Origin of the sequence: Vibrio fluvialis (genome assembly GCF_900460245.1) — a bacterium.
GTDB lineage: Bacteria > Pseudomonadota > Gammaproteobacteria > Enterobacterales > Vibrionaceae > Vibrio > Vibrio fluvialis.
In genome coordinates this window covers 1,846,880-1,865,699 of record NZ_UHIP01000001.1, presented here as the reverse complement: position 1 = coordinate 1,865,699, position 18,820 = coordinate 1,846,880, and the positions used below count along the sequence as shown (strand labels likewise).

19 protein-coding genes and 1 tRNA gene are annotated in these 18,820 nt (G+C 48.4%); 17 read left to right on the top strand and 3 right to left on the bottom strand.

Annotation, left to right across the window (positions count from 1 at the left end):
* The first annotated feature begins 8 nt into the window (after window positions 1–8).
* The 11 genes from cydB (at window position 9) to nadA (ending at window position 8,300) form a co-directional block, all read left to right on the top strand.
* Entirely contained in the window at window positions 9–1,145 is a 1,137-nt protein-coding gene (gene cydB, locus DYA43_RS08800; protein WP_020327750.1) for a cytochrome d ubiquinol oxidase subunit II, read from the top strand.
* A gap of 12 nt (window positions 1,146–1,157) precedes the next feature.
* On the top strand, window positions 1,158–1,265 hold the full coding sequence (cydX, locus tag DYA43_RS08795) for a cytochrome bd-I oxidase subunit CydX (RefSeq protein WP_000270284.1): 108 nt from the start codon (window positions 1,158–1,160) through the stop codon (window positions 1,263–1,265).
* Window positions 1,258–1,563 (top strand): cyd operon protein YbgE, encoded by a 306-nt coding sequence (ybgE, locus tag DYA43_RS08790; RefSeq protein WP_038127007.1) that lies wholly within the window; start codon window positions 1,258–1,260, stop codon window positions 1,561–1,563. Before cydX ends, ybgE begins: the two co-directional genes overlap by 8 nt.
* Before the next feature lie 173 nt (window positions 1,564–1,736).
* Window positions 1,737–2,144 carry a tol-pal system-associated acyl-CoA thioesterase gene (gene ybgC / locus DYA43_RS08785; RefSeq protein WP_020327748.1) on the top strand — a complete coding sequence of 136 codons (408 nt, stop codon included), beginning with the start codon at window positions 1,737–1,739 and terminating at the stop codon, window positions 2,142–2,144.
* Entirely contained in the window at window positions 2,134–2,817 is a 684-nt protein-coding gene (gene tolQ / locus DYA43_RS08780) for a protein TolQ (RefSeq protein ID WP_020327747.1), read from the top strand. The genes ybgC and tolQ overlap by 11 nt, the downstream gene beginning before the upstream one ends.
* A gap of 3 nt (window positions 2,818–2,820) precedes the next feature.
* Window positions 2,821–3,264 carry a protein TolR gene (tolR, locus tag DYA43_RS08775; RefSeq protein ID WP_061056659.1) on the top strand — a complete coding sequence of 148 codons (444 nt, stop codon included), beginning with the start codon at window positions 2,821–2,823 and terminating at the stop codon, window positions 3,262–3,264.
* Between the two features lie 14 nt (window positions 3,265–3,278).
* Complete coding sequence (gene tolA, locus DYA43_RS08770; RefSeq protein ID WP_061056658.1) at window positions 3,279–4,352, top strand: cell envelope integrity protein TolA; 1,074 nt, start codon at window positions 3,279–3,281, stop codon at window positions 4,350–4,352.
* A gap of 28 nt (window positions 4,353–4,380) precedes the next feature.
* Window positions 4,381–5,718, top strand: coding sequence for a Tol-Pal system beta propeller repeat protein TolB (gene tolB, locus DYA43_RS08765; protein WP_206384191.1), 1,338 nt, complete (start codon window positions 4,381–4,383; stop codon window positions 5,716–5,718).
* A gap of 31 nt (window positions 5,719–5,749) precedes the next feature.
* Window positions 5,750–6,289, top strand: coding sequence for a peptidoglycan-associated lipoprotein Pal (pal, locus tag DYA43_RS08760; protein WP_020327743.1), 540 nt, complete (start codon window positions 5,750–5,752; stop codon window positions 6,287–6,289).
* Window positions 6,290–6,304: 15 nt separating this feature from the next.
* Window positions 6,305–7,087 (top strand): tol-pal system protein YbgF, encoded by a 783-nt coding sequence (gene ybgF, locus DYA43_RS08755; protein ID WP_024374571.1) that lies wholly within the window; start codon window positions 6,305–6,307, stop codon window positions 7,085–7,087.
* 151 nt (window positions 7,088–7,238) lie between these two features.
* Window positions 7,239–8,300, top strand: a complete 1,062-nt coding sequence (gene nadA, locus DYA43_RS08750; RefSeq protein ID WP_032079980.1) for a quinolinate synthase NadA — start codon at window positions 7,239–7,241, stop codon at window positions 8,298–8,300.
* A gap of 56 nt (window positions 8,301–8,356) precedes the next feature.
* Here the strand turns inward: nadA and DYA43_RS08745 are convergent, their stop codons facing one another.
* Window positions 8,357–8,926 carry a UPF0149 family protein gene (locus DYA43_RS08745; protein ID WP_020327740.1) on the bottom strand — a complete coding sequence of 190 codons (570 nt, stop codon included), beginning with the start codon at window positions 8,924–8,926 and terminating at the stop codon, window positions 8,357–8,359.
* Between the two features lie 198 nt (window positions 8,927–9,124).
* Between DYA43_RS08745 and DYA43_RS08740 the strand changes: the two genes are divergently transcribed.
* The 4 genes from DYA43_RS08740 to DYA43_RS08725 all read left to right on the top strand — a co-directional run bounded on the left by DYA43_RS08740 (window position 9,125) and on the right by DYA43_RS08725 (window position 14,203).
* Window positions 9,125–11,548, top strand: a complete 2,424-nt coding sequence (locus DYA43_RS08740; RefSeq protein WP_024374826.1) for a hybrid sensor histidine kinase/response regulator — start codon at window positions 9,125–9,127, stop codon at window positions 11,546–11,548.
* Between the two features lie 239 nt (window positions 11,549–11,787).
* The gene (locus tag DYA43_RS08735; RefSeq protein WP_032079983.1) at window positions 11,788–12,237 is read left to right on the top strand and encodes an L-alanine exporter AlaE; all 450 of its coding nucleotides are present in this window, start codon (window positions 11,788–11,790) and stop codon (window positions 12,235–12,237) included.
* Window positions 12,238–12,373: 136 nt separating this feature from the next.
* Window positions 12,374–12,461 (top strand) — tRNA-Ser (locus DYA43_RS08730).
* A gap of 290 nt (window positions 12,462–12,751) precedes the next feature.
* Window positions 12,752–14,203, top strand: a complete 1,452-nt coding sequence (locus DYA43_RS08725; protein ID WP_061056656.1) for an NAD-dependent succinate-semialdehyde dehydrogenase — start codon at window positions 12,752–12,754, stop codon at window positions 14,201–14,203.
* Window positions 14,204–14,208: 5 nt separating this feature from the next.
* Here DYA43_RS08725 and DYA43_RS08720 read toward each other — a convergent pair whose 3' ends face one another.
* Window positions 14,209–14,478: a YnjH family protein gene (locus DYA43_RS08720; protein ID WP_020430104.1), complete on the bottom strand. Its 270-nt coding sequence runs from the start codon at window positions 14,476–14,478 to the stop codon at window positions 14,209–14,211.
* Window positions 14,479–14,502: 24 nt separating this feature from the next.
* Window positions 14,503–15,414 carry a 1-aminocyclopropane-1-carboxylate deaminase/D-cysteine desulfhydrase gene (locus tag DYA43_RS08715; RefSeq protein WP_061056655.1) on the bottom strand — a complete coding sequence of 304 codons (912 nt, stop codon included), beginning with the start codon at window positions 15,412–15,414 and terminating at the stop codon, window positions 14,503–14,505.
* 392 nt (window positions 15,415–15,806) lie between these two features.
* Between DYA43_RS08715 and psrA the strand changes: the two genes are divergently transcribed.
* Both psrA and DYA43_RS08705 read left to right on the top strand, forming a co-directional pair.
* Window positions 15,807–16,433, top strand: coding sequence for a TetR family transcriptional repressor PsrA (gene psrA, locus DYA43_RS08710; protein WP_024374313.1), 627 nt, complete (start codon window positions 15,807–15,809; stop codon window positions 16,431–16,433).
* 56 nt (window positions 16,434–16,489) lie between these two features.
* On the top strand, window positions 16,490–18,772 hold the full coding sequence (locus DYA43_RS08705) for an acyl-CoA dehydrogenase (protein WP_047458749.1): 2,283 nt from the start codon (window positions 16,490–16,492) through the stop codon (window positions 18,770–18,772).
* Window positions 18,773–18,820: the final 48 nt, after the last annotated feature.

The following is an 18,820-nucleotide window of genomic DNA, read 5'->3' as shown; positions in this document are numbered from 1 at the left end:
AGAAGATTATGTTTGATTACGAAATCCTACGACTCATTTGGTGGGTACTGATCGGCGTACTGCTGGTAGGCTTCGCCATTACTGACGGTTTCGATATGGGTGTTGGTGCGCTGGTACCTGTGATCGGTAAAAACGACACAGAACGCCGCGTAATGATTAACTCTATTGCTCCACACTGGGACGGTAACCAGGTTTGGCTGATTACTGCAGGCGGCGCACTGTTTGCTGCGTGGCCTATGGTGTACGCAACATCGTTCTCGGGTTTCTATCTGGCGATGATCGTGACGTTGGCTGCTCTGTGGCTGCGCCCGATTGGTTTGGATTACCGTTCAAAGATCGAAGATCCGAAATGGCGTAATACTTGGGATATCTGTATCTCCATCAGCGGCTTTGTTCCGCCGATCATCTTCGGTGTGGCGTTTGGTAACCTGCTGCAAGGTGTACCGTTCCAGTTGAACGAGTTCGCAATGCCTACTTACCATGGTTCATTCTTTGGTCTGCTGAATCCGTTCGGTCTGCTGTGTGGTCTGGTTAGCCTGTTCATGATCCTGATGCAAGGTGCAACATGGCTACAAATGAAGACGACAGGTCCTGTTCATGTACGTGCTCGCAACATTGCACAATTGACAGGGTTACTGACGGTAATTCTATTCGTGGTGGCAGGTTTCTGGGTTCAGAACATTGATGGCTACGTGATTACCAGTGCAATCGATACGATGGGTCCATCCAACCCACTGAATAAAGAAGTGGCGCGTGAAGCGGGCGCTTGGATGCATAACTTTGAGCAGTACCCACTGTTGTGGGCCGCTCCTGCACTTGGTGTGGTGATGCCTTTGCTGGCGGTTCTGGCTTCTCGTATCGAGAAAGGCGGCATTGCATTCCTGGCTTCAAGCCTAGGCAACGCAGGTGTGATCTTCACTGCTGGCTTTGCCATGTTCCCATTCGTGATGCCATCGAGCCTGATGCCTGATCACAGCTTGACCATGTGGGATGCAACCTCAAGTGAACTGACTCTGAATCTGATGACAGGTGTGGCGTTTGTGATGGTTCCAATTATTCTGGGTTACACCACTTGGTGTTACTACAAAATGTTTGGTCGTCTGGACGACAAGTTCATCGAAGACAACAAAAACTCACTGTACTAAGGAGCTCAGACTATGTGGTATTTTGCATGGATTCTTGGCGTATTGCTCGCCTGTGCATTCGGCATCATCAACGCTCTTTGGTTAGAGCACTCAGAAATGATGGATAAAGATAGTGAGTAATTGGTCTGTTCAGATTGCCAATTTACACGCTCCAGTGGACAAAACCGTATTGAAGGTTTTGTCCCTGATACTCGGTTTCTACCACGTTGCGATGGTGATGTGGGATCCTGAGGCTTACAGTGCAAGCATTGGCGGTTTTAACGCCTTGATTGCGCCGCTGCTGATTTGGGCCATTTGCTCAAGTATGGTATTCGGTGTTGGCTTCAGACCGCGTAAGTGGATTTGGCAACTGGTATTCAGCCCTTACATCTCGCTGCCTATTCTGTGTTATCTGCTGGTGGTTCGCCTTATCGGATAACAAAGCAGCATCATTGATGATGATTTATGCGAATTAGCGCTGTCTCTTTGAGTCAGCGCTAATTTTTTGTCAGTAGCCTGCGAATTCTTTCCTCTACCTTGTACTAACAACAACGAGATGCGTTATAGTAACCCACTCATTCAGACACTTATTGAGACGGTTACGCCCTTATTATGCGAGTTTTTAACTGGCCAATTACCATTTACTACGAAGATACCGACGCCGGTGGCGTAGTTTACCATTCCAATTACCTCAAATTTTTCGAACGGGCGCGTACAGAAATGTTGCGTGCTATCGGAGTGTCACAGCAGGTTCTGCTGGAACAAAGAATCGGCTTCGTTGTCCGACATGCTGAGATCGACTTTAAGCAAGGGGCGCGTCTTGACGATCAATTGACAGTCGTGACCTCAATCGCAGAGCTTAAAAAGGCGTCGCTAACCTTCTGTCAAGAGCTCGTCAATCCTGAAGGGCAACTATTGTGTAAAGCAATAGTTAAGGTAGCATGTATCGACAATGAGAAAATGAAACCCAAGGCGATGCCTCAATCAATAATTTTGGAGTTAACCCACAGTGACAGCTGATATTTCAATTCTCGACTTATTTTTGCAAGCCAGCTTCCTCGTTAAGGTGGTGATGCTGATCCTTTTAGGGATGTCGATTGTCTCATGGGCGATGATCATCAAGCGCAGTAAGGTGTTGTCTCAGGCTTCACGCAGCGCAGAAGCATTTGAAGACAAATTCTGGTCTGGTGCCGATCTGTCTGTGCTGTATCAGGATGTGAAGAAACGCAAAGACGAGATTTCCGGCACTGAAGAAATCTTCTATTCAGGCTTTACCGAGTTTGCGCGTCTGCGCAAAACCAACGCAGCTTCTCCTGACTTCGTTATGGAAGGAACGGGTCGCGCCATGCGTGTTGCGGTGGCCCGTGAAGTTGATGAGCTGGAAACTAACCTGCCGTTCTTGGCAACCGTAGGTTCTATCAGCCCTTACATCGGTCTGTTTGGTACCGTTTGGGGGATCATGCACGCCTTTATCGCGCTAGGTCAGGTAAAGCAAGCCACACTGGCCATGGTGGCTCCGGGTATTGCTGAAGCACTCGTGGCAACGGCGATGGGTCTGTTTGCAGCAATTCCAGCGGTAATGGCATACAACCGTCTGAGCAACAAGGTGGGCAAACTAGAACATGGTTACGCCACGTTCTCAGAAGAGTTCCACAGCATTCTTCATCGTCAGGCGATGGCGGGTAGGGAATAAGATATGGCGGGTTATCAACCGAAAAAGCGGAAGATGACGGCTGAGATTAACGTGGTACCTTACATCGATGTCATGTTGGTACTGTTAATCATCTTTATGGTGACGTCGCCTTTTGTAACTCAGGGTGTGGATGTTGAGCTGCCTCAAACGACGACGGCCAAATCGATGTCTGATATGGCGGGAGAAAGCGATGCCAGCTTTATCATCGTTGAAATCGACAAAGAGGGTAACCTCGGTTTGAGTGTGAACGATGAAGAGGTACAGCGCGGCCTGTCGTTGCAGGATGTCATCGTACGTATCAAAGCCGAACTGTCTCTGAAGCCGAATTCCCCAGTTGCAGTAGGCGGTGACCGCGCCACGCCGTACGCGGATGTGGTGCTGGTGTTGGATGAACTGAGCCGAGCAGGTATTCCTAAAGTTGGCTTGTTAACGGATATCAAGGAATAGGCTTAATACTGTTCATGAAAGATCAGAAGTCGAAGAAAAACGATGTTAAAAAGCCTCTTGCCATCTCGGTTGGGTTACACGTGGCATTGGTCGCTGCTCTGTTGTGGGGCACTGATTTCACGATGTCTAAGCCGGAAACGAGCGGACACATGGTTGAAGCCGTAGTCATTGACCCGAATTTGGTCAAACAACAGGCTCAGCAGATCCGTAGTCAGCGTGAAGCTGCTGCCAAGCAAGAGCAAGAAAGGTTAGACAAACTGCGCCGCGAAAGTGAGCAGCTTGAAAAGAACCGCAAAGCAGAAGAAGAGCGCATTCGTCAGCTGAAAGAGCAGCAGGCTAAAGAAGCAAAAGCCGCTCGGGAAGCTGAGAAGGTTCGTCAGCAGAAAGAGCAGGAACAGAAAGCTGCTGCAGAAAAAGCGCGTCAGGAACAGGAACGTGCGGCTAAAGCTGAGGCGGAGCGCAAACTGAAAGAAGAGGCGGCGAAAAAGGCGGAAGCCGAACGTGTCGCCAAAGAGGCCGCTGCTGCGAAAGCTGAACAAGAGCGAGTAGCACGTGAGAAAGCCGCTCAGGAAGCGCAAGAGAAAGCGCGTAAAGAGCGTGAAGCGGCCGTCAAAGCGGAACAGGAACGCATCGCGAAAGAGAAGGCCGCCAAAGCGGCAGCAGAGAAGGCTCGACTGGAAAAAGAACGAGCAGAACGTGCTGAGCGTGAACGTAAAGAGCAGGAAGCCGCACTGAACAATATCTTTGCTGGCCTTGAGACTGAGTCACAAAATAACTCAGTGGCTCGTTCGCAGCACGTTACCAGCGAAGCACAACGCTGGGGTGCCATCTACACTCAGTTGATTCAGCAAAACTTATTGTTGGAAGATAGCTTTAAGGGAAAGCAGTGTAGGGTGAATCTGCGCCTTATCCCTACCGGAACAGGCGCGATTGTGGGCGATCTCCGAATTCTCGATGGTGACAGCAGATTGTGCGCAGCAACGAAACGTGCGGTCGCTCAGGTGGGGACTTTTCCACTGCCGAAAAAAGACGAATCCGACGTGATTGAAAAGCTTAAGAACATCAATTTAACCGTAGTACCAGAGTAAAAAGGAAAAGCTTGTGTTAAAGCGATTAATGTTAGGATGCCTGCTTGTAGTTACAAGTAGCATGCAATTTGCCAACGCGGCGCTGGAACTGGTGATTACCGATGGTATCAACTCTGCACGCCCGATTGCGATTGTTCCTTTCAAATGGGAAGGAAAGACCAAGCTGCCGCAAGACGTTTCTGGCGTCATTGCATCAGACTTGCAGCGCAGTGGTAAATTCAGCCCAATTCCAACCAGCAAAATGCCTCAGACTCCCTACAGCGAAGCGGATGTAAAATTCGACGCGTGGACTGGTATTGGTGTCGATGCACTGCTGACAGGCAGCATCACACAGAATGCAGAAGGCAACTACGTGATCAACTACCAGTTAGTGGATGTAGTACGTGGTCAACTGACACAAGGCCAGAGCCGTGCACTGAGCTCGGATGGCCAGCTCGTGATGTCAAAAGATCATGTTCTGTTTAACAAAGTCGCGACTGTGCCAGCCAAACGCATGCGTGAGTATGCGCACCGCATTGCGGATTTGGTTTATGAAGAACTGACGGGAGAGCGCGGTGCTTTCCTGACCCGTATCGCTTACGTGGTGGTCAACGACAAAGATGCTTATCCATATCAGCTGCGAGTGGCCGATTACGATGGCTACAACGAACGTTTGGTATTGCGCTCTAAACAGCCTTTGATGTCTCCTGCCTGGTCGCCGGATGGCAAGAAGCTGGCCTACGTGAGCTTCCAGAACGGTCAGGCTGAAATCTACATCATGAACATTTATACCGGTGAGCGTGAAAAGGTGACGTCATACCCACGTCATAATGGCGCACCAAGATTCTCACCGGATGGCAAAACACTAGCGCTGGTACTCTCAAAAACGGGTAGTCTGCAGGTGTATACGCTGGATCTGACCAGTCGGAAGCTGACGCAAATTACGAGTGGTCGATCAAATAACACAGAACCTTTCTGGAATCCTGATGGTAAATCCCTGATATTTACATCGGATCGGGGTGGTAAACCACAGATATATCAAGTAAATTTGACAGACGGTGCGACCAAACGTCTGACCTGGCAAGGTAGCCAAAACTTAGGTGGTCAAATTACACCGGACGGACGATTCCTGGTTATGGTGAATCGCAGCAACTCTGGCTTTAACTTGGCAAAACAAGATTTGGAAACGGGTTCTGTGCAAATTCTGACGAAGACTTTGCTCGACGAGTCTCCAAGCATTGCACCTAATGGTGGTATGGTCATTTACAGTTCCATCTATAACAAGACAAACGTGTTGTCGATGGTGTCGATAGATGGACGATTTAAAGCTAGATTACCGGCAACTAATGGGCGCGTTAGAGCACCTGCTTGGTCTCCGTTTTTATAGCAACTAACTATTACATAGTAAGGAAAATAAGATGCAACTTAACAAAGTTCTTAAAGGGCTACTGATTGCGCTACCAGTACTAGCAGTGACTGCATGTAGTTCAAGCGATGAAGCAGCAAACGCTTCTGGTTCTGAAACTAACCAAACTACGTCAGGTACAGCAGGCAACGTTGACACAACAGTTGTTTCGCCAATGGACGAGAATGCACAACTTTCTGAGCAAGAGTTGAAAGAGCAAGCGCTTCGTGAAACTCAAACCATTTACTTCGCATTCGATAACGCAACGATCGCAAGCGACTACGAAGAAATGCTGGCAGCTCACGCAGCTTACCTGACTAAGAACCCAAGCTTGAAAGTGACTATCGAAGGTCACGCAGACGAGCGTGGTACTCCAGAGTACAACATCGCTCTGGGCGAGCGTCGTGCACAAGCTGTTGCTAAATACCTAGAAGCTCTGGGTGTTCAAGCTGACCAAATCTCTATCGTAAGCTACGGTGAAGAGAAGCCTCTACTTCTTGGTCAAACTGAAGAAGTATACGCTAAGAACCGCCGTGCAGTTCTAGTGTACTAATCGAGGATGAACCTCATGTTCAGTAACCTAAAGCGCGTTGTCACGCTTACGTTACTGGCAAGTGCAGCGAGCGCTTCGTTCGCTGCACCAGCTCCAGTATCTGACCTCAGCAACAGCAGCAATCAAACTTCCGCTACACGTTCGGGATCTTCAGAAAGTGAAGTCGCTCGTTTGGAACGATTGTTGGAAAACCGTAATCGCATGCAGTTGCAAATGCAGAAGCAGCTGGATGATATGTCCCTGGAAATTAATGATTTACGTGGGCAAATAGAAAAAAATAACTACGACATGCAGCAAATGCTGCAACGCCAGCGCGAACTGTTTGTGGAGCTGGATAATGTTCGTAGTGAAATGAAATCACGCCCAGCCGACGCTGTGGCGAGCAATGCTGCTCAGAGTGAAGATATTCCGGCTGGCACGTTCAGCAGTGATGCCGACGAGCAAGCCGCCTATGAAAATGCTGTCGATCTGATCCTTAAAAAGCGAGATTACGCCGGAGCGATCGCTGCGTTTCAACAATTTCAGAAAGATTACCCAAATTCCAACTTTGCGCCAAACTCGCACTATTGGTTAGGTCAGCTCTATTTTGCGAAGAAGCAAGATCAAGACGCCGTGAAAAGTTTTGCTGCGGTGTTGACGTATAAAGACTCCAATAAACGCGCTGATGCCATGGTCAAATTGGGTGATATCGCTAAGCGCAACAACAATGCTGCGCAAGCCAAAAAATATTATCAGCAAGTTGTGGATGAGTATCCGGACAGTGCTTCTGCCAAAGTGGCAAGAGAAAATCTCAAATAATCAAAAGGTCGCGTTAGCGGCCTTTTTGCTTATAACGTCTCATGGTTTAAGCATTGCTGCGCGCTGTTTTTCTCGCCCAATCACTTTTGCCTATCGAACAATTTACGGTGTACAATGCCCGGATTAAAGGAAGTTGCGTAGAGCAAGAGCAATGAGTCATATACTGGATAAGATCGAGACGGTTTACCCGTTCCCTCCAAAACCTATTCCGTTAACAGAACAAGAAAAACAAACCTACATCGCGAGCATCAAACAACTGCTTAAAGACAAAGACGCAGTGCTGATCGCCCACTACTACACCGATCCTGAAATTCAGGCATTGGCAGAAGAGACTGGCGGCTTTGTCGGCGATTCGCTGGAAATGGCCAAATTTGGTAATCGCCACCCAGCCAGTACATTGATTATTGCCGGTGTACGTTTTATGGGTGAGTCAGCGAAAATCCTGACCCCAGAGAAGCGCATTTTAATGCCAACGCTCGATGCAGAGTGTTCTCTGGATTTGGGCTGCCCTGCAGACAAATTTACTGAGTTCTGCGATGCCCATCCGGATCATACGGTGGTGGTCTACGCGAATACGTCCGCAGCGGTAAAAGCACGCGCAGACTGGGTTGTAACGTCCAGTATCGCGCTGGAAATCGTTGAACATCTGGATGCAGAAGATAAGAAAATTATCTGGGGTCCAGATCGCCATCTAGGTTCATACATTGCCAATAAAACTGGTGCAGACATGCTACTTTGGCAGGGCGAATGTGTGGTACACGATGAGTTCTCAGCTGATGCACTGAAGAAAATGAAATCTCTGTATCCAGATGCAGCAATTCTGGTGCACCCGGAGTCACCGTCAAGCGTGGTGGAACTGGCAGATGCCGTCGGCTCGACCAGTCAATTGATCAAGGCCGCGAAGTCTTTACCACATAAGAAAATGATTGTGGCGACTGACAAAGGCATCTTCTTTAAGATGCAGCAAATGGTACCAGAGAAAGAACTCATTGAAGCGCCAACGGCAGGTGCCGGTGCAACGTGTCGTAGCTGTGCCCACTGTCCGTGGATGGCAATGAACGGACTCAAAGCGATTGAAAAAGCATTGTGTGATGGCGGTGAAGAGCACGAAATCTTTGTGGATGAAGCACTGCGTGTCAAATCCCTGATTCCGTTGAACCGTATGCTGGATTTTGCAGAACAATTGAATATGCAGGTTAAAGGCAACGCTTAACTTGCTGATATACATTAAAAAGCCCGCCGATTGGCGGGCTTTTTCTATTCGACGGATTATTGCTGTTCGGCCAGCGTTACACCGCGCTGAGTCAGTCCACACAACATGACCGGAACCGCGTTATAGATTTCTTCAAATTGATCTAAACCTTCCATTCCTTGCTCAGACAGTGTCGCCAGAGAAGTTTCAGGATCGTACAGCATAGCCAGCGACAGTAACACGCCGCCAAGCAGAGCATTATCCTGGCTCTCTTCGGGCATTAAGACTTCCCAATCGTCCCGGGCCAATTGCCAGCCTTGTAGAGTTCCTTCACAGAAATCACGTGCGTTCTGGTTGATGATCTCTTCTTCGTCCAGCTCACAACCTTCCGGCCATGCCCAACTGCCGTTTAATAACGCAGGACGGTAAACGTTCCACATATCGATGATGTGTTGAAAGTAGCTTTCCATCACCTCAGCGTCAGTAAACGGTGCAACTTCATCACCGCCCCACAAAAAGGGTAGCCACTCTTCAGGCGGAAGAATGTTAGGTGCCGAAGCCATCGCTGTCACAAAACCACGGGTTTTTGCTTCGTTCAGCAGACGATCTTCTAGTTCAGGTAAGGTTAGAATGTCGTGTAACGTCAAAATAGAGTTCCATACTTATCTGGAAAAATAGGCGCCCATCTTACCCTCAAACGGTGTCTAAAGGCGAATTTGTTACGTTATTTCTTCGACTTTTACAGGAGAGCAGAACGCTGTATGGGTCACGAAACCCGTGAATAAAACATTTTCCTCAATAACTTATTCACTATACTTGTACAAACGGAAAAATTTCAAAGGCTTATGGAAATACGTTCCTCGTTAAAGCGCAAAAGTATGCTTGCTCTGGGCGTCTACTTATTCTTCTTCCTCGCGACGATAGGAACGGTAACCTATTGGGTGGTAGAAGCGCCTTTCAGACAAGAGGTGCAACAAAACCTCGATTTACGTGCCACGCTCATGGCAACGCAAGTGCGCGAACCTTTGAACAGCTCAATTGGCGTCTTGCAGAGTATTGTCAGCATCGGCCAGAGTGGCCAAGGACAGGAAGAACAAGGCCGCATGCTGCGTTCCCTGTTCTCCATTCTGGATGGTGTCGTGATCAGCGGCGGTCTTTGGCCGAAACCCAACAGTATTGTTCCCAGTGTGAAGTACTCGAGTCTGTTTTTTAACCGGGCAACGGATGGCAAAGTTGACCAATTGATCTCCTGGAATAACCCTGCCGCTGGTGGGTATGACAGCGAGAGTTGGTATCTGTCTGCTGTCGATGAAGCCAAAGGCAGTGTCACTTGGTCGCCAGTGTATGTGGACTCCTACACTCAGGTTCAGATGGTGACTGCGTCCGCACCATATTATGTTAATGGTCAGTTCGCGGGAGTCGCGACAGTCGATTTATCATTGCAGGGTTTCGTCGATTTCATTGCCAATCACGCCGAGCAATATGGTCTAGGTGTTAAACTCCACGACGCCTATGGCTCGATCATCAGTGAACATAACTTCCACTTAAGACGTGGTGCGTATGTCAGCCGTTATCCGTTTGGTGATTTCCACTGGCAGCTTGAGGTGGTGAATGCGCGACGCTTAGTCAACGATCAAGTATATGAGCTGATCACTGGCGTGGAACGCGGATTGATTCCACTTTTGCTACTGTGTGTAATGCTTGGTTATTACTTGCTGAACCGCTACCTCATCAAGCCCATTGTCGTTATCGCGCAAAAAGTGGATGAGTCGATGGAAGGCGGCATCATTGATGTGCCATATCACAGCCAGGATGAAATCCGTTATCTGATTGATACGTTTAATCAAAAAACGATTTATCTCGAAGCAGAAAAGGTCAAAGCTCAGGCATCAACTAAAGCAAAAAGTGCATTTCTGGCGACGCTGTCCCATGAAATTCGTACACCGATGAATGGAGTTTTAGGCACCGCTCAAATCCTGCTCAAAAGCGATCTCAAACCACGTCAGCGTCAGCAGATGAAGAGCCTGTATGAATCGGGCGAGCACATGATGACACTGCTGAATGAAATTCTCGACTTCTCCAAAATAGAGCAGGGGCACCTAGAACTTGATCGCAGTAGCTTCCCGCTTGAATCCATCATTGGCAGCGTCACCAGCGTCTATTCAACCTTGTGCAATGAAAAAGGGTTGCAGTTCAAAGTGTATTCTCAGGTTGAAGAAAACCGTTGGTATTACTCCGATAAAGCGCGCCTGCGCCAGATACTATTCAACTTGCTCAACAACGCGGTCAAGTTCACTTATCGTGGCTTGGTTGAGGTGATCCTCGAAGAGGAGACGATTGGAGAGCAGCTCTATCTGATCATTCAGGTACGCGATACCGGGATAGGCATTCCCAAAGACGCGCAAAGCAAGATTTTCAAGCCGTTTGAGCAAGCAGAATCGTCAACTACGCGCCGTTTTGGTGGCACAGGGTTGGGATTGGCGATTGTTAAGCAAATTACCGAGCTGATGCGCGGTACCGTCAGCGTCGTGAGTGAGGTTGGCATCGGAACCAGTTTTCGTGTCAGTGTCGCGATCGATGCGACGGATGCGCAAACAACGACAGCAAAACCGCTGCGCCATGTCAGTTATACCGGGCTGCGGGTTCTGATTGTTGAAGACAACAGAACCAATACCATCATTCTTGAAACCTTCATGAAAAACAAAGGGTTTGAATGTACTTGTGTAGAAAACGGCGCGTTGGCGATTAAAGCGGTGAAAGAGGGCAGCTATGATTTAGTTTTGATGGACAACCATATGCCCGTCAAAGATGGTGTGGAGGCAATCCGTGGCATTCGTCAATTGCCAGAAACCAAATCCAAAGTACTGATTTTTGGCTGCACCGCAGATGTTTTCAAAGAGACTCGTGAGCAGATGCTCAACGCAGGAGCCGATTTCATCATTGCAAAACCGATCGACGAAAATGAGTTGGATGACGCACTCTACCGCCATTCAACGGCGCTTTATCAGTATCAAACTCATTATCGCAAGCCCGTATTCTCGGGAACGATTGAAGAGATTCTGGTGAGGCTTTACATTGCCCTGGACAACAAAGCGGTTGCGGATGCGTTGGAAATCACCGAATCACTACAACAATCTCTACCACTTCCTGCAGATCATCAGATTGTCCACGTTTTGGAAAGCACCCTCGAATGTTTACGACGCGGCAGGATACCGCCTCAGGAAGAGATAGACCTACTCACCGTCCTGCTTACGGAATTCTGTAATTAATTTACATTTATCGTTGTTGTTTAAACGATCTTGTTGTTAATTGGTTGTAAATTCAGCGATAGCTGCTACTTTTCTCTTACTTTTTGGTAGTTTATTTACCAGTCAAATTAAAAAACGGAACCTAAAACTAATATTTGTATGATTTAATAGCGTCATAATCTGGATGTGATTCTATATCTAGTTATCTGTTTTATTTAATTGCTATTTATATAGTCAAATATTTTATGTAGAGGGTGTAAATGAAACCACGTGGTCCGTTTTGTATCAGACACGCAGCTGCGGATACATTTGCCATGGTTGTGTTCTGTTTTGTCGCTGGGATGATCATCGAGATTTTTATTTCAGGTATGACTTTTGAGCAGTCGCTGGCTTCGCGTACGCTCTCTATTCCGGTTAACATCGCGATTGCTTGGCCATATGGTGTTTTTCGTGACTTTGTACTGCGTCAGGGAAGAAAGATCTCTGCGGGCAGCATGATGAAAAATATCTCTGATCTAGTGGCTTATGTTCTATTCCAGTCACCAGTCTATGCCGCTATCCTCTACACCGTTGGTGCTTCAAGCGAACAGATCGTGACCGCTGTGGCCAGTAACGCATTGGTTTCCTGTGGCATGGGTGTGTTGTACGGTTACTTTTTGGATATGTGCCGCCGCTGGTTTAAAGTTCCGGGTTACTACCAAAGTATTTGAGCGCGTTGATTTTGTGCTAATTAGCCAATTAGTAAGCAAACAAACTGCATAGCACTCTTTTTTTCGGTTTTGCACTTGACCATCTTAAGCAGAATCATTAAATTAGCGCCTCGTTAGCCGATGAGGTTAACACCCCGGTGAGTTGTCCGAGTGGCTGAAGGAGCACGCCTGGAAAGTGTGTATACGGCAACGTATCGAGAGTTCGAATCTCTTGCTCACCGCCAAATTTTAAGCCCCAGCAGAAATGCTGGGGCTTTTTCGTTTCTGTCTTTTTCGTTTCTGTAATTTCTCACCTCAAATAATCTGACGTTGTATCGCTGATGTTTGGATTAATTTGCATTCTGAATTAGTTGGGTTGATCCATTTTTGTAGATAATGTCACTGCCGAGCTTTTACGCTCTTGCACGTGAACTCCCCATTTCATTCGGACGGCGTTTCTGATTAGTGCTATAACTGATGCCATACTCTGAAACATGATTTCAGCGCTCTAAGATTCACTATTCAGGAGATGGGAATGCAATTATCAGATTCTGCGTTGTTCCGGCAGCAGTGTTTTATTGATGGCCATTGGGTGGCCAGTGAGAATGGAAAAACGTCGACGGTGACGAATCCGTTCGATGGTGCAGTGCTTGGCACGGTGCCGGAGCTAACGCCCAATCAAGTAAAGCGTGCGATTGCCTCGGCTCAGGAAGCGCAGCGCTCATGGGCGAAAGAAACAGCGGCTACCCGTTCTGGTGTGCTGCGTCGTTGGTTCAATCTGATTGAGCAGCACAAAGACGACTTGGCTTATCTGATGACTTGTGAACAGGGCAAAGCGTTATCCGAAGCCAAAGGCGAGATAGGTTATGCAGCCAGCTTTGTTGAGTGGTATGCCGAAGAGGCCAAACGTGCTTATGGCGAAATGATTCCGACGCATAAAGCGGATGCGCGTATTCTGGTCTCTCGTGAGCCTGTCGGTGTGGTTGCCGCGATTACCCCGTGGAACTTTCCCGCCGCGATGATCACACGAAAAGCGGCACCTGCATTCGCAGCAGGCTGCGCAGTGATACTCAAACCTGCTCCTGATACACCGTTCACTGCTCTTGCGTTAGCAGAACTCGCTAAACGTGCGGGTTTGCCGGATGGCTTATTGCAAGTTGTGACGGGAGATGCAATTTCGATTGGTGAAGTACTGACAAAGAGCAAAACCGTTCGCAAGCTGTCGTTCACGGGGTCGACTCGAGTCGGCAAAATTCTGATGGAGCAATCGGCCTCCAACGTCAAAAAGCTATCGTTGGAACTCGGTGGCAATGCGCCATTTATTGTGTTTGATGATGCTGATATCAACGCGGCTGTGGATGGAGCGATGATCGCCAAATTCCGCAATGCTGGACAAACCTGTGTATGTGCTAACCGTATTTACGTCCATGACAACGTGTATGAACAATTTGCCGCGAAATTGGTGGATCGGGTGCGTAAGTTGAAAGTGGGGAATGGGTTAGATCCGGACACGCAAATTGGTCCACTGATCAATGATGCAGCGGTTGCGAAAGTACGTAGCCACATCAAAGATGCGGTAGAAAAGGGCGCTAAAGTGGCGTTTGGGACCTTGCCTCAAGATGGCAGTCGTATACTCGTTCCGCATGTGCTGACTGAAATGAGCGATGATATGCTGGTGACTCGCGAAGAGACATTCGGTCCGCTTGCGGCTCTGTTCCGTTTTAGCAGCGAAGAGGAAGTGGTTGAACGCGCGAACGATACAGACTTTGGTCTTGCCGCCTATTGTTATACGCAGTCACTGGCACGAGCCTGGAGAATGAGTGAAGCGTTGGAAAGCGGTATTGTTGGGATTAATGAAGGGCTGATCTCAACCACGCTGGCACCGTTTGGCGGTGTGAAAGAGTCAGGCTTGGGACGCGAAGGAGCCAAGCACGGACTGGAAGAATATCTGGAAGTAAAATACACCTTGATGGGTGGATTGAATTAACCGATTTAAGGCGCTTTCGGCTTTTCCTGTTGTAACACCACCCATTTCAGCGGGCCATTGGTTTCAAAATCATTGGCTCGCTGACATATCATATACACTTGCCCTATCTGAACGACCGAACCTTCTGAATACGCTTTATCTTCGTAATAGCAAACGCGCTTGCCGATGCTGCCATCCATCAACAGTGTATTTTGTTGGGTAGACGTAGACACCGTATTTGCCTGAACAGTGCTTGCTATAACGATAGCTGTAAATACACCAATGGATTTGATCATAAACGGGCTCCTTTTGCGCCTAGATTACTCTTGCTGTTCATTTTTGCCAAATTGACGCCGATAGCGTGGAAGCATGCTCTCATTACCCAGCAATCCACCCTGATGGATGTAAATCAATGACTTATGTGGCTGAGTAGGCAGCCATTCCAGCAGGCTGCGCCACATTAGCGGGTCATAGAGTAAATCAAATTCGACACCTGTCTGATTGTGTAGAGCCAGCCAAATCTCGTAGTCCTGCTGATAAAGGCGACCAAAGCGGTGCTTGGATGAAGCATTGATGATCACTGGATGGGATGTCTCCCCCAGCTCGATACATTGCTCAACAAGATAAGCCTCGCCACCTACGCAAGGGCAGGTCACCACTTCTATATCGTACTCGGATAGGGCTTTATGCAGGAACAACGCTGTGGTACCGGTACCTGACGGCAACGCCACCCGCCACGCCTGTTTTGGCTGCTGCTCTATCCATGCCAATAATTCATTGGCAAGTTGAATGACACCTTGTTCGGCGATAGTGCTGCGTCCACCTTCCTCAACAAAAAGACACGAGTCATCCGGTTGGCGAATTTGAGCAATATAGTCACGCGGATGATGCTCACCCAAAGGCCGGGTCTCGATGATTCGTGCGCCCAGCTCCTGTGCGGCCCGGTAGTTGCCAATCGGCGTAGCTTTCAGCCAAGCGGGGATATGGTCGACATAGAACTCCAGTTGCCAGTTTCGCAGGCGGGCGAGGGCTGCTAAAGAATAGAGCGAGTTAGCTTGCGCGGAACCGTAACTGATCAACGTGGTTATTGTTGAATACTGGCCCTCAAACAGCGCCATGAATTTACGCGCTTTGTTGCCACTGAACTGAGGATGAAGCAGGTCGTCTCGCTTGAGGTGAAACGAAAGATTGGCAAAGTGGTGATAAGTGATAGGGCTGTGGGCGAGCTTCATGTTTATCCGTCAGCAAAAACAGTGATGTGTAGTGTGCCTTGATCGCCAGATGAAAAAAAGCCCGGAACAAAGTCGATCCGGGCTGATACAAACATAGGAGTTAATAAGAAAAAGCAGCGTAAATGTCAGTTGTCAGTGAAAGAAGAAAGTTCGACGGCCTGTAAAACTCTTAAAGCTCTGCCAACTACGATAATTCAGACCGGGCTTCACAAAAAGAGTTCCCAGAAAAGATAAAAAAACTTCACTTTTTTATGAATTAGAGCTGGATCAAAAAGTTGCGTGTAGAAAATGTCTCCTGGTCGGACCATGAGTAAAAAATGTGATGTTAACTACTTGTTAACCATGTGTGTCAAAGGTATATTTTAAACATATGTTTGATACGAGTGATTGAAATGGCACCAAGAAGTAGTACGAAGGATAAGATACTGGACGTCGCAGAAGGATTGTTTGCGGAATACGGGTTTAACGATACATCGCTGAGGACCATTACCAGCAAAGCGAACGTGAACTTGGCGTCGGTCAATTACCACTTTGGTGACAAAAAAACATTGGTGCGTGCAGTATTGAACCGCTATCTAGAAGCATTCATGCCTGCGGTGCACGATGCCTTGATAAATCTGAATCTGCGTGATGAATACAGCATGGCAGATGTGTTTGAATCGCTGCGCGGTCCGCTGCGTGCACTCAACGATATTCGTCCGAACGGTACCAGCCGTTTTATGTTGCTGATTGGACGTGGCTATACCGATGTACAGGGTCACCTGCGTTGGTTTATCACCACCCGTTACGATGATGTGTTGTCGCTGTTCATTGAATCGGTGATGAAAGCCAATCCGAACCTGACGCGTGAAACCCTGTTCTGGCGACTGCATTTTACGCTGGGTACGTGTGTATTCACGATGGCATCGAGCCAGGCTCTGGCCGAGATTGCCGAAAACGATTTTGGAAATAAGGTGGATGCGAAAACCGTTGTCGACCAGATCATTCCATACTTAGCGGCCGGAGTAGCCGCACAATAACGAAACTATAATTTAAATAACGTGATTTAAGACCAGTGAACAAAAGGATCTGAACAATGTGCTCTCTACGAAGAAAATGGATTAGCGACCCCGCTTTTAAACTGTTTAAACAGGTACTGCCACCGCTTTCGAACACCGAAAAAGAAGCGATGGAAGCGGGGAGCGTTTGGTGGGATGGTGAGCTGTTCTCTGGCAAGCCAGATTTCAAAAAACTGCATCACTACCCGAAACCGACTCTGAGTGCGGAGGAGCAATCCTTCATGGACAATGAGTTGGAAACCCTGCTGTCCATGCTTGATGATCATAAGATTGTTAAGCACGATCGCGATTTGCCTAAAGAAGTTTGGGATTACCTGCGTAAAGAGCGTTTCTTTTCTTTGATTATCTCCAAAGAGTACGGTGGCCGTCAGTTTTCTGCTCTGGCGAACTCAACCATCGTAACTCGCATTGCAACGCGCAGCATCAGTACTGCGGTCTCCGTCATGGTGCCAAACTCATTGGGTCCGGGTGAGCTGCTTTCACACTACGGTACTCAAGAACAAAAAGATTACTGGCTGCCGCGTCTTGCTGACGGTACGGATATTCCGTGTTTCGCACTGACTGGCCCAGAAGCGGGCTCTGACGCTGGTGGTATTCCGGATCAGGGTATCGTGTGTTACGGCAAGCACGAAGGCAAGGAAGTACTGGGTGTTCGCATCAGTTGGAATAAACGCTACATCACCTTGGCTCCTGTTGCGACGGTGCTGGGTCTGGCGTTTAAGATGAGCGATCCGGATAAACTGCTGGGAGACAAAGTCGATATCGGTATTACCTGTGCACTGATTCCTGCCGACCACGAAGGTGTTGAAATCGGTGAGCGTCATGATCCGCTTGGTTTGGCTTTCATGAACGGTCCAACGCGCGGTCAGGATGTGTTTATCCCGATGGAATGGCTGATCGGTGGTGTGGATTACGCCGGTAAAGGTTGGCGTATGCTGGTGGAATGTCTGTCTGCGGGTCGTGGTATTTCGCTACCAGCACTAGGTACGGCCATCGGCCATCTGACGGCGCGAACCACAGGTGCTTATGCTTATGTGCGCAAACAGTTCGGCATGTCGATCGGTAAGTTTGAAGGTGTTGCCGAAGCCATGGGCCGCATCGGTGGTTTGACTTATTTGTTGGAAGCGACGCGCACACTGACCACCACGTCGTTGGATCTGAAAGAAAAACCGGGGATTGTGACGGCAATTGCCAAATATCACATGACGGAGATCGCGCGGACTATTCTGAATGATTCGATGGATATTCACTCTGGGCGTGCGATTCAGGAAGGCCCGATGAACTACTTGTCGAGTCATTATCTCGGTGTGCCAGTGGCGATTACCGTTGAAGGCGCCAACATTCTGACCCGTAACCTGATGATCTTTGGTCAGGGAGCCACTCGTTGTCATCCTTATGTTTTGAAAGAGATGGAAGCTGCGGCGAACCCGGATGAGAAACAAGGTGCGAAAGAGTTTGATGAGCTGTTGTTCAAGCACATTGCTCATGCAACCAAAAACACCTTTGGCGCGTTTGGTGCGGCGGTGACAGGTTCGCGCTTTATCAAAGCCGATATGAGTGGCCCAACGAAACAGTACTACAAGCAAATGACCCGCCTGAGCCGCGCTTTAGCGGTGAGTGCAGATTTCGCCATGCTGACACTGGGTGGTGAGCTGAAACGTAAAGAGATGATTTCAGCGCGTCTGGGGGATGGTCTGAGCTATCTGTACATGGCGTCTGCCGTCTTGAAACGCTATGAAGACGAAGGTCGTCAGCAGGCGGATCTGAATTACGTACACTACTCAATGCAATACTGTTTGCACCACGCGGCGAAGTCGTTGAATGAAGCGTATCGTAACTATCCGATTAAGTCTGTTGGCAAACTGCTCAAAGGCCTGTTGTTCCCATTTGGTAACCATTTCGATGCGCCAAGCGACAATCTGACGCTGAACATTGCAGATAGCCTGATGACTCCGGGGGCGCACCGTGATCGTCTGACACAGTTGTGCTACATCGGTAAAGATGAGAATGACAGTGTCGGTCTGATGGAAAAAGCTTTCCTGGCGATGTACAGCATCAAAGGGCTGGAACGTCAGTTGGCAAAAGGTGTGAAAGAAGGCAAGGTGGCTCGCAAAGGTTTGTTGGGTGACCGTCTTGAGCAAGCCAAAGCGGCAGGTGTGCTGACAGCGGATGAAGTTGAAGCGATTCTGGCTGCCGACAAACTGCGCTACAAAGCGATACAGGTTGACCACTTTAGTCACGATTTCTCCGAAGTTTTGACCAATAAGAATAGTAAACCTAAGCTAAATAACGTCGCTTAATTGAATCGTTCGTGTCCATCCAAGAAGGCTTCCTCATCGAAGCCTTCT

Coding starts and splice junctions, on each gene's coding strand:
- cydB (WP_020327750.1), top strand. CDS start 9: ATGTTTGATTACGAAATCCTACGACTCATTTGGTGGGTACTGATCGGC.
- cydX (WP_000270284.1), top strand. CDS start 1,158: ATGTGGTATTTTGCATGGATTCTTGGCGTATTGCTCGCCTGTGCATTC.
- ybgC (WP_020327748.1), top strand. CDS start 1,737: ATGCGAGTTTTTAACTGGCCAATTACCATTTACTACGAAGATACCGAC.
- tolR (WP_061056659.1), top strand. CDS start 2,821: ATGGCGGGTTATCAACCGAAAAAGCGGAAGATGACGGCTGAGATTAAC.
- tolA (WP_061056658.1), top strand. CDS start 3,279: ATGAAAGATCAGAAGTCGAAGAAAAACGATGTTAAAAAGCCTCTTGCC.
- tolB (WP_206384191.1), top strand. CDS start 4,381: ATGTTAGGATGCCTGCTTGTAGTTACAAGTAGCATGCAATTTGCCAAC.
- pal (WP_020327743.1), top strand. CDS start 5,750: ATGCAACTTAACAAAGTTCTTAAAGGGCTACTGATTGCGCTACCAGTA.
- ybgF (WP_024374571.1), top strand. CDS start 6,305: ATGTTCAGTAACCTAAAGCGCGTTGTCACGCTTACGTTACTGGCAAGT.
- nadA (WP_032079980.1), top strand. CDS start 7,239: ATGAGTCATATACTGGATAAGATCGAGACGGTTTACCCGTTCCCTCCA.
- DYA43_RS08740 (WP_024374826.1), top strand. CDS start 9,125: ATGGAAATACGTTCCTCGTTAAAGCGCAAAAGTATGCTTGCTCTGGGC.
- DYA43_RS08735 (WP_032079983.1), top strand. CDS start 11,788: ATGAAACCACGTGGTCCGTTTTGTATCAGACACGCAGCTGCGGATACA.
- DYA43_RS08725 (WP_061056656.1), top strand. CDS start 12,752: ATGCAATTATCAGATTCTGCGTTGTTCCGGCAGCAGTGTTTTATTGAT.
- DYA43_RS08720 (WP_020430104.1), bottom strand. CDS start 14,478: ATGATCAAATCCATTGGTGTATTTACAGCTATCGTTATAGCAAGCACT.
- DYA43_RS08715 (WP_061056655.1), bottom strand. CDS start 15,414: ATGAAGCTCGCCCACAGCCCTATCACTTATCACCACTTTGCCAATCTT.
- psrA (WP_024374313.1), top strand. CDS start 15,807: ATGGCACCAAGAAGTAGTACGAAGGATAAGATACTGGACGTCGCAGAA.
- DYA43_RS08705 (WP_047458749.1), top strand. CDS start 16,490: ATGTGCTCTCTACGAAGAAAATGGATTAGCGACCCCGCTTTTAAACTG.